Raw genomic sequence first — 12,986 nt, forward strand, 5'->3', positions numbered from 1 at the left:
CATTCCGTCAGAGCCCGGTCAAGCGCGGCCTGCGCGCGGCCGCCGGCTCAGCGATTGAGCGCGGCGCGAACGATCTTGCTGTGGGTGTGCAGGTAGTGCGCCAGGTACAGGGCGAACGCCTTGACCGCCGAGTACTTGAGGAAGCGCATGCGGATCTGCATGTCTTCCTTGATGGCCTCGAAGCGGCGCATGTTCGAGACACCCGTCGCATCGAAGATGCAAAGCGGGCGTTGCAGGCAGATGACCGCCGTGCCCAGGTCCAGCCCATCGAGAAACTCGATGAGCATGCAGTAGTCGGCCGAGAGCTTGTAGTTCTCGCGGAAGCTCATGCCGCGCAGGCGCTCGTTCTCGAAGTACATGGTCTGGTGGCTGGCCGGCAGCCCCACGCGCACCCGTTCGATCGGTCGTGCGGTGGTGTGGCGCATGTAGCCGTTGGGCTCGCGGCGGAAGAAGTCGCCGTAGACGAACTTCGGCGCCACCGCCGCGCCGTCGATAGCGGCGGCCACGTCGGCCAGCACGCCCGCGTCGGCCAGGCTGTCGCCGCTGTTGAGAAACAGCGTGTAGCCGGGGGTCTGCACGGCCTGGCGCAGTCCCTTGTTCATGGCGTCGTAGATGCCCTTGTCCGGCTCGCAGGTGATCTCGGCGTTGGCCTCGTTCAGCGATTGCAGCCAGGCCAGGGTGCCGTCCTTGGATGCGCCGTCGATGACGATCCAGCGGAAGTTCCGATAGGTCTGCGCACGCAGGCTCTCGTAGGTCTGCTTGAGCCCCTCAAGATTGTTCCAGCTGATGGTGACGATACTGAACGGAGTCATGGTTAGCCCATCCCAAGGTTTGCGATACGTCCTTCTCCTGCGCCTCGACGTGTGCGAAGTACAGGAAGATGGCAGCCGTCATGCCGAGCATGTCGCCGCCGAAGGTCATGGCGTTGGAGAGCACGAGGCTCATGAAGGTGATCCAGAACTTGAGCTGGAAGGCGCTGAGCAGATGCCCCTTGCGCTTGGTCTGAGCCATGATCCAGAAGAAGCCGAGGTAGAACACCGCCGCGATCAGCGGGGTCAGCGCGCCGAAGCGGTAATAGACGCCGAAGATGCCGACGTCGGACAGGAAGAAGTGCGGGTTGTAGAGGGCCGAGAAGCCACCGTTCCATTGCTGCGACAGCGCGCCCATGCCGACGTACCAGTTATCCGCGACCTCCCTGACGATGATGTCGATGGTCTGGCCGCGCACGTCGCCGCCGGTTAGCGCCTCCTCGTAGAGCAGCACGAGCTTCTCGTACTGGTCGTGGAAAAAGGCCGGGAAGATGAGATAGGCCACGCCCAGCAGGCCGCCGGCGAGCACGCCCACCTTGAACAGCGAGTCGATGCGGTTGCGGAAGATCCACAGCCCCGCCAGCGCCCAGCCGGCCATCGTCTGGCGGGTCTGCATGACGAACCACAGGTAGGCGGTGAAGAACAGCAGCAGCAGCAGGTCGTTCAGCGAGACCCGATCGCGCATGCGGTACAACAGGATCACCGCGCACAGCGAGACGTAGCCCGAACCGATCCGGAAGCGATCCGGGCGCAGCAGGTTGGCGCCCATCTCGACCTGGTCCTTGTCGAAGGAAATGTTGCCGTTCTCCGGGATGATCTCGAAGTAATAGCCGAAGCCGACCAGGCCGCAGATCACCCCGGCGATCAGGAAGTAGCGCTCGAGGTCCCGTTCCGTCGGCTGCGCGGTGAACAGCAGCAACAGCATCGGGAAGAACACCAGGTACATCACCATGCGGCGCTCTTCCAGCAGCCCGAACGGAAGCGGCTGGCCGAAGTTGAGGTTGGCCAGCCCCGCCGAGCCCAGCGGCAGCACGATGCCCATGAACATGATCCACAGGCTGGTCTTGGAGAAGTAGATCTCCCGCCAGGTGACGAACAGCAGGCCCGTGACGGCGACCACCGCGAGCAGGAACAGCTCGCGCGCGAACGGCAGTCCGGCGAGCTTGTCGTCGGTGAGGAAGAAAACGGTGGAATTCACCAGGATCAGCAGGAACAAGGTCGCGCGCGACAACGAAAACCCGACGGTTCGTTCGTGCAGCGGTGCGGCGGCAAAGTGCCCTGGGTGCGGCGCGGTGGCGACTCCCTGTCTCATCGGTCGACTCCCTGATCGATTGCGGCCAGGTAGGCACGCGTGTGGTTGTGAACGCGCGGCTCGGCGCGCAGGTCGTCGCAGCGCCACCAGCGGTACTGGCCATGCTGCGCGGTCGGCGGTTCGAGTACGGCGCCGGCCGGCAGTTCCACGAGATAGCCGAGCACCACGTAATGGGTGTCGGGACAGTCACCGCCCTCGCCGAACACGCTGTCGCCGTAGAAGTGCTCGTAGACGCCCAGCAGGCGTGCCTCGGCGCGTTCGAACGGGCGCCCCAGCTCGGCCTCGCTGAGCCGGCGGAACGCGGCGTCCAGCGTCTCGCCCTTGTAGATGCGCCCGCCCGGCACGAACCAGAAGCCCTGCGCCGGCCGGTTCAACCGCTCGCCGAGCAGGATGGCGCCGCTGGCATCGCGCACCACCAGATCGATGGACACCAGCGGCGTGCTGGCGACGACCGTGGCGAAGGTCTCGGCGGGCAGATACATCAGGCGCGCACCGTTTCGCGGTGTTCGAGGAACCAGCGGTAGGCGCTGCGCAGTCCCTCCTCCAATCCGATGCCAGCCTTCCAGCCCATCGCTTCGAGGCGCGAGACGTCCATCAGCTTGCGCGGCGCGCCGTCCGGCTTGCTCGCATCGAAGCTCAAGCGGCCCCCGAACTCAGTCACCTTGGCGATGATTTCGGCCAGTTCGCGGATGCTGCAATCGACGCCGGTACCGACGTTGATGTGCGAGAGCATCGGCTGGGTGTTGGCCTGGTAGGTCTGGGTGTCCAGCTCCATCACGTGGACCGACGCCGCCGCCATGTCGTCGACGTGCAGGAACTCGCGCTTGGGCGTGCCGCTGCCCCAAATCACGACCTCCTCGTCGCCGTTGAGCGCCGCTTCGTGGAAGCGCCGCAACAGCGCCGGGATGACGTGGCTGTTCTCCGGGTGGAAGTTGTCGTTCGGGCCGTAGAGGTTGGTCGGCATCACGCTGCGGTAGTCGCGCCCGTACTGGCGGTTGTAGCTCTCGCAGAGCTTGATGCCGGCGATCTTGGCGATCGCATAGGGCTCGTTGGTCGGCTCGAGCGTACCGGTCAGCAGCGCGTCTTCCTTCATCGGCTGTTCGGCGAGCTTGGGGTAGATGCACGACGAGCCGAGGAACAGCAGGCGCTGCACGCCGCTCTGGTGAGCGGCGTGGATGACGTTGGCCTCGATCATCAGGTTCTCGTAGATGAACTCGGCCGGGTACTGGTTGTTGGCATGGATGCCGCCGACCTTGGCCGACGCCAGGTAGACCTGGTCGATCCGCTGTTCGGCGAAGAATGCGCGAACCGCCGCCTGATCGGTGAGGTCCAGCTCGTCGCGGGTACGGGTGACGAGGTCACGGTAACCGAGGGCTTTCAGCCGGCGAACGATCGCCGAGCCGACCATGCCCCGGTGGCCGGCGACGAAGATGCGCTGGTCGAGGTCGCGGCTCATGCTCAGTTCTCCAGCGAGACCAGTACGTCGTGCCCGTGCTCCTTGAGCAGGGCATGGCGCTGGGCGACCTTGAGGTCTTCGCGGACCATCTCGGCGCACATCTCCTGGGCGGTGACTTCCGGCACCCAGCCGAGCTTGTCCTTGGCCTTGGTCGGGTCGCCGAGCAGGGTGTCGACTTCGGCGGGACGGAAGTAGCGCGGGTCGACGCAGACGACCACGTCGCCCACTTTCAGGGCAGGCGCCATGTCGCCTTCGATGCGTTCGACATAGGCCTTCTCGCCGACGCCCTCGCCTTCGAAGCGCAGGGTGATGCCCAGCTCGGCAGCCGACCAGGTGATGAACTCGCGCACCGAGTACTGCACGCCGGTGGCGATGACGAAGTCTTCCGGGTGGTCCTGCTGCAGCATCATCCACTGCATGCGCACGTAGTCCTTGGCGTGGCCCCAGTCACGCAGCGAGTCGAGGTTGCCCATGTACAGGCACGACTCCAGACCCTGGGCGATGTTGGCCATGCCGCGGGTGATCTTGCGGGTCACGAAGGTTTCGCCACGGCGCGGCGACTCGTGGTTGAAGAGGATGCCGTTGCAGGCGTACATGCCGTACGCCTCGCGGTAGTTGACGGTGATCCAGTAGGCGTAGAGCTTGGCCACGGCGTAGGGCGAGCGCGGGTAGAAGGGGGTGGTTTCCTTCTGCGGGATCTCCTGCACCAGGCCATACAGCTCGGAGGTGGAGGCCTGGTAAAAGCGCGTCTTCTTTTCCAGGCCCAGCAGGCGGATCGCCTCGAGGATGCGCAGCGTGCCCATGGCATCGACATCGGCGGTGTATTCCGGCGCTTCGAAGCTCACGGCGACGTGCGACTGGGCGCCGAGGTTGTAGACCTCGTCGGGCTGCACTTCCTGGATGATGCGGGTCAGGTTCGACGAGTCGGACAGGTCACCGTAGTGCAGGACGAAATTCTTGTCCTTGGCGTGCGGGTCCTGGTAGATGTGATCGACCCGCTGGGTATTGAACAGCGAGGCGCGGCGCTTGATGCCATGAACCTCGTAGCCCTTCTCGAGAAGCAGCTCGGCCAGGTAGGAGCCGTCCTGGCCCGTGATGCCGGTGATGAGTGCCTTCTTTCTTTCCATCTTCTTGCCCTGCCTGTTTGAGTCTTTGATCGGTCGCCCAGTCGTTCGCGGTCAGCCCGCGCGCACGCTCTTGAGCAGCATCTGCAACCGCTCCATCACGCCGAAGGCGATGACCTGGAACGAGGGAAACTTGTAGAAGAACCGGTACAGGTCGTACTCGGTGCGCCGGGCGCGCGGTGCGCTGGCCAGTTGCGCGGTGTCGATCAGGGCGATGCCCTCGCCCTCGATGTCGTGCAGCACGCTCAGCTCCATCGGCTTCATCGACAGGCTGAAGTTGTGCACGCCGCGATGCTCGGTGCGGGTGAGCTGCAAGCCGCGCTCGCAGGGCTTGCAGCCATAGAGGTTCACCGTGAAATCGAGGTCGGCCAGGCGGCCGTTGAGCCGCTTGATGCTCGCCGGCGCCAGCTCGCAGAAGGCGTCGTAGACGGCGAGGCTGTCGGCCAGCCGGGCGAAGCCATAGTCCATCGGCTGCTGCTGGATCGGCACCTGGAAGCGCGACGAGGCGATGTGAAAATGCTGCCCCGGATCGCCGAAGTTGGTGGTCAGCGAGCGGTACGGGTACACGAAGTACAGCCCGTGGGAAATGATGTAGGCGTTATGCAGCTTGAGCCACGAGGATTCCGGCCAGCTGCGGATGTCGCCGGGGATGCCGTCCACGTCCGAGATGTCGGTGCCGTGCGCCTCGAGCCACTGGCGAAAGCCACGCCACTGCCGCTGCGACCAGGCCTGGCCCCAGGAGGCCGCCAACTGCATGAAATAGACGTCGGCGTTGCCGTTGTCGACCGGCGTGAACGGCAGGTTGGCGGTCTGGTTGAACTGATGGCTGTACAGGCTGATGCCGGCGACGCTGTCGTCCTCGGCGTAGTAGCGCAGCGATTCGCAGGCGTAGCGGTAGAAGTACGGCGAGACGAACAGGTCGTCTTCCAGCACGATCACGTCGCCGTATTGCTCGGTCATGTCGCCGCAGCTCAGCACGTGCGCGCGCAGGCCCATGCGCGTCTCGCGCGCCAGCACGATCTTCTCGCCATGCGGCCAGTCGAAGGCGCGGGCGACCTCGGCCGGCTCCAGGGTGTCGGACTTGTCGAGGCTGATCACCAGCCGCACGTTGCCCTGCGGATACTCGGCCTTGCTCAGCGAGCGCAACAGCCGGGACAGGCTCCTGGGCCGGTTGTAGCCGATGACGACGAGCGTCGGAAGTGTCTCGGTCATAGCGAGGTCCCATCGGTGGTTACGGTGCCGGCGGTACCCCGGCGGCGATGCCAGCGCAGCGCCAGCATCAGCACGAGGCCCATCAGCGAGAGGTAGATGACGACGCTGGCGGCGGCAAAGGCCTGCACGGTGGCGGTCGCGTCGCCGATCAGCATGGCGCCGACCATCAGCGCGCCGATCCGCAAGGCCGTGCTCGCCAACTCGAAGAACAGGAAGCCGCGCTGCAAACCGAGCGCCGGCACCACCACGGTCGAAGGCCGGGTGAGGAAAATGCTGTACTCGGCCAGCGCCAGCCAGCGCGCGAACTCGCCCGCCACCTGCCATTCGCTGCCGAACACCCAGGCGAACAGCGTCGGCCCGGCGAGGAATACCAGCCCGAAGGGCACCAGCCCGAGCAGCGCCAGGCTGGCGGTAGCCTTGGCGAGCATGCGAGCGATCGGCTCGCCGGCGTGGATGGCCTGGGTCATGCGTGGGTAGTAGACGTCGGTCACCGACTTGCCGATCAGGTTGGTCGGCACGCTCAGCACCTGCTTGCACAGGGCGAAGAAGCCCGCCGCGACCGGCCCGAAGAAGGCCGCCAGCACCAGCGTCGGCATGTGCTGCGAGCAGGTGTTGATGAGCATGGTCGGCGCGCGGTAGAGCGGAAAATCGGCGAAGCGCCGGGCCAGCGCGAGGCTACCGTCCTGCACGGTTTCGCCTTCGGCGGTCGGCCTGGCGTGCGCGCCGCGACGGATGCCGAGCGCGAGCATCAGCGTCTGCATCGCCGGGCCGCCAGCGGTGGTGGTGACCAGCACCGCGGCCGACGGATGAATGAGTCCTGCGATCACGCGCAGGCCGTTGAACAGCGCGGCATGGGCGACCGCCACCTTGGCCGTGACCTTGAAGCGCTGCAGGCGGAACAGCCACTGCTGCGCGACCTCCAGCGCGGCGCCGGCGAACATCACCAGCGGCAGCAACAGCAGGTACGGCGCGACCACCGCGATGTTCAGCGCCTCGGCCGCCGCGTCGCCGAACAGCGCCAGCAGCACCGCCACCAGCACGGCGACCAGCGCCGCGACGCCCAGCGACAACCGCGCCAGGCCTTGTGCCTCGCGGTCGTGCCGCGGCAGCACGATCGCCATCGGGTAGGTCAGCGCGGCCACCGGGATGAGGATCATCTGGAGGCTGAGGAAGGTCCCCAGCACGCCATAGGCCTCCGGCCCGAACAGCCGCGTGATGACCGGCATGAACGCCATCGTCACCGCCTGCGCGGCCGCGGTGCCGGACATCAGGGTGAGGATGTTGCGCAGCAGCCGACTGCGCCGTGCATCACCGAAGACGGCCATCAGCCCCGTCCGGGAGACGGACGTCGGTCGACTGCCCTGGTGTTCGATCGCGCTCACTACAGACGACTCCTCAGGCGGCGATCGGCTTGCGCCCGATTCCGTAGTAGCTGAAGCCCTCGCGGCGGATCTGCACCGGGTCGTACTGGTTGCGGCCGTCGACGATCAGCGGAGTCTTCAGGAGGCGCTTGAGGGCCTTGAAGTCGGGGTGGCGGAAGGGCTTCCACTCGGTGACCAGCACCAGCGCATCGGCATCGATGGCGGCCTCGTACTGCCCTTCGACGATATCCAGGCGCCCTTCGTCGAACCAGCGCGCCGGGAATTCGCGGCGGGCGGTTTCGCTCGCCACCGGGTCGAAGGCACGGACCCGCGCGCCCGCATTGATCAGGCTGTTGATCAGCACCACGCTGGAGGCTTCGCGCATGTCATCGGTGCCCGGCTTGAACGCCAGCCCCCAGACGGCGAAGGTGCGGTCCTTGAGGTCGCCGTCGAAGTGGGTGGCGATCTTGTTGAACAGCGAGTGCTTCTGCTGCTCGTTGCGGGCCTCGACGGCCTGCAGCACCTTCGGCTCGAAGTCGGTCTGGTGGGCGATGCTGATCAGCGCCTTGACGTCCTTCGGGAAGCAGGAGCCGCCATAGCCGCAGCCGGCATAGATGAAGTGGAAGCCGATGCGCTCGTCCGAGCCGATGCCCAGGCGAACGTTCTCCACGTCCACGTCCAGCCGCTCGCACAGGCCGGCGATCTCGTTCATGAAGGAGATCTTCGTGGCCAGCATGGCGTTGGCGGCGTACTTGGTCATTTCGGCATCGCGCACGCCCATGAACAGCGTCCGCGGGTGGTTGCGGATGAACGGCGCGTACAGCTCGCTCATCACCTGGCGTGCGTGCGGGTCATCGGTGCCGATGACGATGCGATCCGGGTGCATGAAGTCGTCGACCGCGGCGCCTTCCTTGAGGAACTCGGGATTGGAGACCACCGAGAAGGCGATCTCGACGCCGCGCTCGGCCAGCTGCTCGGCGATCGCCTGGGTCACCAGGTCGCCAGTGCCGACCGGCACGGTGGATTTGTTGACCACGATGGTCGGCCGTTCCAGCAGGCTGCCGATCTGGCGGGCCACTTCCAGCACGTAGCGCAGATCCGCCGAGCCGTCTTCGCCCGGCGGCGTGCCGACCGCGATGAACACCACGTCGGTGTCGCCGAGCGCATCGCTCAGCCGGGTGGTGAACCGCAGGCGGCCGGAGCTGTGGTTGTCACGCACGATGGTGTCCAGGCCCGGCTCGTAGATCGGCAGGATGCCCTTTTCCAGGTTGGCGATCTTGGCCGGATCGACGTCGACGCAGCAGACGGTGTTACCCATCTCCGCGATGCAGGCGCCCGTGACGAGCCCTACGTATCCGGTGCCAACGACAGTGATGTTCATGGCGCTTCCTCTCGAGTTTCGAATCCTGTCGCCGCCCGGTCAGTTGCGGACCGGACGGCCAATGGTGCTGACGCCGGCTCAGGCGGTCTGTTCGCTGTAGCCGTAGTGGTCGTAGTAGCCGCTGTATTCGTCGTGCTTGCGGGCCTTCTTCACGTCGACCTGGTTCAGCACCACGCCCATGATCGAGGCGCCGCCCTGGGAGAGGTGGGCGATGCCCTTGTGCGCCTGGCGTACCGAGGTGCTTTCGGACTTGACGACGTAGATCACCGAGTCGGCGAGCGTCGCCAGCAGGGTCGCGTCGCTGACCGCCAGGCTCGGCGGCGAGTCGATGATCACGCGGTCGTAATGACCCTTGACCGACTCCAGCAGCTTGGCGAAGCGCGAGGAGGCCAACAGTTCCAGCGGGTTGCCGGGCACCGAGCCGGCGGACAGCATGTCCACGTTGCCGACCTTCTGGATGCACTCGTGCAGGTGCGCGCTGCCGGCCATCAGGTCCGCCAGCCCCGGCGTGCCGGGCGCGAAGTTGAAGTTCTTGGCCAGGGTGGCGCGACGCATGTCGGCGTCGATCAGCAGCACCTTCTGCAACTGACCCATCGCGAACGCCATGTTGGCGGCGACCGTGCTCTTGCCTTCGCCGGGGGCCGACGAGGTGATGACGATCAGCTGACGCGACGCGCCCAGGTCGTTGAGCATGATGTTGGTGCGGATGGTGCGAATCGCCTCGCAGAAGCGGCGCTCCTCGTCCTGCTGGAACAGGTGCGCAACGTGCTTCTGCAGCTTCTTCGGCACCAGCGGGACGATGCCCAGCACCGGCAGGTTGAGCTTGCTTTCAGCTTCGTCGGCGCTGCGGATGGTGGTGTTGAACATGTCCAGCGCGATGGCCAGGGCGATGCCCAGCGCCAGCGACAGCACCACGGCGACGACCAGGAACAGCTTCTTGTTCGGCGCGCTCGGCTCGACGGCCGGGATGGCGCGGTCGACGATCCGGGCGTTGTTGGCGTCCAGGTCGGACGTCGCGGTGGTTTCGCGCAGGCGCGTCATGAAGGTTTCGTAGAGCGCCCGGTTGGTGTCGACCTCGCGTTGCAGGTCGCGGTAGCCGAACTCCTTGCGCGAGATGTTCTGGATGCGCTCCTTGTTGGCGTCGAACGAGGACCGCAGCGCGTTCTCGTTGGCGACCGCCAGCTGGTAGTTGCGCTCGATACCGGCGACGACCTGCTCGACCTGATGGCGCAGGCTGGCGGACGCGGCGGCCAGGTCGGATTGCGCCGAGTGCATCGCCGGGTGCTTCTCGCCATAGCGCCGCGACAGCTCCTCGACCTTGGCACGGGCATGCGCCTGCTCGGCCTTGAACTGCTGAACCAGCGGGTTGGACAGAACGGCCGGCACGCTCGCCATGCGCTCCCAGCCCTGGTTGCGCATCGCCTGGACCTGACGGTACTGGCTCTCGGCCTCGGCACGCTGGCGCTGGGCGTCGATCATGCGGTCGCCGGTGAGCGACAGCTCATTGGCGCTGATGGTCGCCACGCCGTCGAGGTCCACCAGGCCTTCGGCGTCGAGGTAGGCCTGCAGGCGCTCCTCGGACTCCTCCAGCGACGCGCGCAGTTCTTCCAGGCGGGTGCGCATCCAGCCGGCCGCTTCCTGGGAGCTGTCGATCTTCGCCTCGAGCTGGCGCTCGACGTAGTTTTCGGCGATGGCGTTGGCGGCCCGGGCGGCGAGTACCGGGTCGGCCATTTCGACGGAAATGCGCGCCAGGTGGCTCTTGCCTTCCAGCCACACGCTGGTGCGGTCCATCAGCGCCTGGGTGGTCAGATCGAGCACGTCGGCATCGGTCAGCGGGCCGGAGCGGCTATCGGTCTCGCCGCCGAAGAAGCCGCGCACGGCCTGCAGCATGCCGCTGACGTCGATCAGTGGCTCAGGCTGCTGGCGCGGATCAAAATCCGGATGCTCGGTGAGATTGAGGTCACGCACGACCATCTCCGCCACGCCGCGGCTCTGCATCAGCCCGATTTGCGTTTCGAGGTATTCGTTGGCCTGCGCTGCGCGGTTGCCCTGGTTCGGCTGGAAGTCGATCAGCGGGTCGCTGCCCGTCTCGATGACGACCGTGGTCACGCCCTTGTACAGCGGCGTCATGCGGGTCAGCGCGAAGGCGGTCAGCGCGGTGATCACGAGCGTCAGCAAGAGGATCATCCACTTGCGCGCCCATACCGCTCGCCAGGCTTTCTTCAGGTCGATGAAGTCACTCTCGTTGCCGAGCGGACGGTGCCACTGGCGATCGGGGCGGACTGAGCTGTTCATGTCAGAAGAATCCCTGGTCGATGGTAATGGTGTCGCCCGGCTGGACCTTGGTCTCCAGCGAGGCGTCCTGGCTTACGCGGTTGCCGCCTTCGTTGCGCACGATGGTGATGCGGTTGGTCGAGGCGCGTTCGGTCAGGCCGCCGGCGAGCGCAATGGCGCGATCGAGCGTCAGGCCCGGCTGGTAGGGGTAGCCGCCCGGCTCCTTCACTTCGCCGCTGATGTAGAACGAGCGGTAGGTGACGACGCTGACCGACACGCGCGGATCGACCAGGTAGCCGTCCTGCAACTTGCTGGTGATCAGCTGGCGCACCTGGCCGGCGGTCTTGCCGCTGGCGTCGATCTCGCCGATGAACGGGAAGCTGAAGGTCCCCGCGTCGTTCAGGCGGATCTCGTCGAAGCTGAGATCCGGCTCGCCGTACACGTTGATCTTGATGACATCACCGGAACTGAGCTGGTACTGGTCGTTCGCGCTGGCCTGCAAGGCGGCAAGCCCCAGCAGCAGCACGAGAAAGAATTGGCGTAGCACATGAATCCGCATGGTTGGCTCTCCTGTAGCGGCTTCCGACCGGCGCTCGCTGCGCCGTGCACGGGAGTCGCCGATAACGGTCGTCGGGGCGTTGCGATGGCTCAAAGGCTCATCTCGAAACCGAGCAGGTAGACGTTTCGCTCATAACTCTCCTGCTCGAAGTTCGAATCGTTGTCGGTGTAGCGATAGCCCAGGGTCACGTCGATCCAGCGATCGGGTGAATAGACCACGGCAGCACCGTAGGAGGTGCGGTCGTCCTGGCGACCGATCCCCTCGTATTCCTTGTCGGCGAGCCGATAGTCGAGCTCGGTGGCGATGCGCGAGGTCCACTCATGACGCCAGCCCAGCTGGGTCGAGACGTTCTCCACGGTCGCGGCGCCGTCGTCGCCTTCGTCGAAGGCGCGGCGCGCATCGAGGGTGAAGATCGAGTAGGTGCGCGGCTTCCAGGTCAGGTTCGCTTCCCACATGGGGCTGCTGTAGTCATCGCGCAGGTCGCTGTCGAAATCCTTCTTCGCGGCACCGACGCGCACACTGCCCGACAGCTTCGCGGTGGCGTCCAGCGAGGCGCCGACCAGCACGGCGGTGTCGGTGGCATCGCGGGTGCTGCCGCGGCGCTTGTAGTCGTGCTCGGTCTGACGCAGCTCCACCAGCGAGCGGGTGCGGCCGCCCAGGCGGTGGTACCAGATGCCGTTGACCATCAGGCTGTCGCGCTCTTCGTCGGCGTTGATGGTGCCGCTGTTGTGGTAGCGGCGCGCCTCGAAGCGAGTACCGAACTCGAGCTGGTTGCGGGCGCGATCGGCACCGAAGCGGTAGGCGGCGCCAGCGATGGTGCTGCTGTACTTGTCGTTCTCGGTGATGGTCTCGGTGTCGGAGGTGTCCTCGACACGGTGGTGTTCGAGGTTCCAGCCGAGGCGATGGCGCGCGGTGAACTCCATGACGCTCTTGAGGAACAGGTGGTGGTCCGTGTTCGTCGCTTCGGAGTCGGAATGGAAAATCTCGTGATCCAGCGAATAGCCCAGCTGGTAGCCGGCCTTGCGGGTTTCGGCGGTAAGCAGGAACTCCGGGCTGATGCCCGTCACCCAGGACGATTGCGCGTTCTCGTTCATGCCCCGGTAGTTGTCGTCGTAGCTTTCGCTCACCGCGAGCTGCGGCGTGAACTCGAAGCCGGCGAGGTTGATGCTGGCCGGATCGTCGACGGCCCAGGCGCTGGTCGATGCACCGATTACGAGCGTGGTCGTGAGGAACTTTGTTATTCGCATTGAGTGATTTCCTAAGTCCTTACCTGCCGTGGCGACACCCCGGGCACCTGGCGTGGGCCTGAAGACCTGCCGCCGAACGTCCCCGGGATCCGTTCCCTGTTAAAAAGCCCTGTCGCAACGGCAAGCTCACGAGCGGAAACCGCCGGATTTCCGTGCCAGGGGCAGTTCGATGTTTAAAAGCGGCTCAGGCGTGCGGTCTGCACTCGCCTGGCCGGTTCGCCCCGACACGCTCCGGGCCGGCCTGTGAGCGG

At 65.8% G+C, this 12,986-nt stretch carries 11 protein-coding genes; all 11 read right to left on the reverse strand.

Annotated features, from left to right (window positions below; all coding sequences use genetic code 11):
* Nucleotides 1-47: 47 nt before the first annotated feature.
* Nucleotides 48-812 (reverse strand): glycosyltransferase, encoded by a 765-nt coding sequence (locus tag D7325_RS05035; RefSeq protein ID WP_120994437.1) that lies wholly within the window; start codon nucleotides 810-812, stop codon nucleotides 48-50.
* A complete protein-coding gene (locus D7325_RS05040; protein WP_245962012.1) occupies nucleotides 769-2,121 on the reverse strand; it encodes a hypothetical protein in 1,353 nt (450 codons plus the stop codon). Before D7325_RS05040 ends, D7325_RS05035 begins: the two co-directional genes overlap by 44 nt.
* Nucleotides 2,118-2,603 (reverse strand): GDP-mannose mannosyl hydrolase, encoded by a 486-nt coding sequence (locus tag D7325_RS05045; RefSeq protein ID WP_120994438.1) that lies wholly within the window; start codon nucleotides 2,601-2,603, stop codon nucleotides 2,118-2,120. The genes D7325_RS05040 and D7325_RS05045 overlap by 4 nt, the downstream gene beginning before the upstream one ends.
* Nucleotides 2,603-3,577, reverse strand: coding sequence for a GDP-L-fucose synthase (gene fcl / locus D7325_RS05050; protein WP_120994439.1), 975 nt, complete (start codon nucleotides 3,575-3,577; stop codon nucleotides 2,603-2,605). Before fcl ends, D7325_RS05045 begins: the two co-directional genes overlap by 1 nt.
* A 2-nt stretch (nucleotides 3,578-3,579) precedes the next feature.
* Nucleotides 3,580-4,704 (reverse strand): GDP-mannose 4,6-dehydratase, encoded by a 1,125-nt coding sequence (gmd, locus tag D7325_RS05055; protein ID WP_120994440.1) that lies wholly within the window; start codon nucleotides 4,702-4,704, stop codon nucleotides 3,580-3,582.
* A 51-nt stretch (nucleotides 4,705-4,755) separates the two neighbouring features.
* The gene (locus tag D7325_RS05060) at nucleotides 4,756-5,913 is read right to left on the reverse strand and encodes a glycosyl transferase family 2 (RefSeq protein WP_120994441.1); all 1,158 of its coding nucleotides are present in this window, start codon (nucleotides 5,911-5,913) and stop codon (nucleotides 4,756-4,758) included.
* Nucleotides 5,910-7,295 (reverse strand): lipopolysaccharide biosynthesis protein, encoded by a 1,386-nt coding sequence (locus D7325_RS05065; protein WP_245962013.1) that lies wholly within the window; start codon nucleotides 7,293-7,295, stop codon nucleotides 5,910-5,912. The genes D7325_RS05060 and D7325_RS05065 overlap by 4 nt, the downstream gene beginning before the upstream one ends.
* A gap of 13 nt (nucleotides 7,296-7,308) precedes the next feature.
* On the reverse strand, nucleotides 7,309-8,655 hold the full coding sequence (locus tag D7325_RS05070; RefSeq protein ID WP_120994443.1) for a UDP-glucose dehydrogenase family protein: 1,347 nt from the start codon (nucleotides 8,653-8,655) through the stop codon (nucleotides 7,309-7,311).
* 78 nt (nucleotides 8,656-8,733) lie between these two features.
* Nucleotides 8,734-10,950 (reverse strand): GumC family protein, encoded by a 2,217-nt coding sequence (locus tag D7325_RS05075; RefSeq protein ID WP_120994444.1) that lies wholly within the window; start codon nucleotides 10,948-10,950, stop codon nucleotides 8,734-8,736.
* Nucleotide 10,951: 1 nt separating this feature from the next.
* Nucleotides 10,952-11,488 (reverse strand): polysaccharide biosynthesis/export family protein, encoded by a 537-nt coding sequence (locus tag D7325_RS05080; RefSeq protein WP_120994445.1) that lies wholly within the window; start codon nucleotides 11,486-11,488, stop codon nucleotides 10,952-10,954.
* Between the two features lie 89 nt (nucleotides 11,489-11,577).
* Complete coding sequence (locus tag D7325_RS05085) at nucleotides 11,578-12,735, reverse strand: outer membrane beta-barrel protein (RefSeq protein WP_120994446.1); 1,158 nt, start codon at nucleotides 12,733-12,735, stop codon at nucleotides 11,578-11,580.
* Between the last annotated feature and the right edge of the window lie 251 nt (nucleotides 12,736-12,986).

The sequence above is a fragment of the Stutzerimonas urumqiensis genome (assembly GCF_003640395.1).
Lineage (GTDB): Bacteria > Pseudomonadota > Gammaproteobacteria > Pseudomonadales > Pseudomonadaceae > Stutzerimonas > Stutzerimonas urumqiensis.

Excerpts from the sequence above, each read along its gene's own strand:
- D7325_RS05040 (WP_245962012.1), bottom strand. The coding sequence starts at position 2,121 with ATGAGACAGGGAGTCGCCACCGCGCCGCACCCAGGGCACTTTGCCGCC.
- D7325_RS05080 (WP_120994445.1), bottom strand. The coding sequence starts at position 11,488 with ATGCGGATTCATGTGCTACGCCAATTCTTTCTCGTGCTGCTGCTGGGG.
- D7325_RS05060 (WP_120994441.1), bottom strand. The coding sequence starts at position 5,913 with ATGACCGAGACACTTCCGACGCTCGTCGTCATCGGCTACAACCGGCCC.
- D7325_RS05070 (WP_120994443.1), bottom strand. The coding sequence starts at position 8,655 with ATGAACATCACTGTCGTTGGCACCGGATACGTAGGGCTCGTCACGGGC.
- gmd (WP_120994440.1), bottom strand. The coding sequence starts at position 4,704 with ATGGAAAGAAAGAAGGCACTCATCACCGGCATCACGGGCCAGGACGGC.
- fcl (WP_120994439.1), bottom strand. The coding sequence starts at position 3,577 with ATGAGCCGCGACCTCGACCAGCGCATCTTCGTCGCCGGCCACCGGGGC.
- D7325_RS05035 (WP_120994437.1), bottom strand. The coding sequence starts at position 812 with ATGACTCCGTTCAGTATCGTCACCATCAGCTGGAACAATCTTGAGGGG.
- D7325_RS05085 (WP_120994446.1), bottom strand. The coding sequence starts at position 12,735 with ATGCGAATAACAAAGTTCCTCACGACCACGCTCGTAATCGGTGCATCG.
- D7325_RS05045 (WP_120994438.1), bottom strand. The coding sequence starts at position 2,603 with ATGTATCTGCCCGCCGAGACCTTCGCCACGGTCGTCGCCAGCACGCCG.
- D7325_RS05075 (WP_120994444.1), bottom strand. The coding sequence starts at position 10,950 with ATGAACAGCTCAGTCCGCCCCGATCGCCAGTGGCACCGTCCGCTCGGC.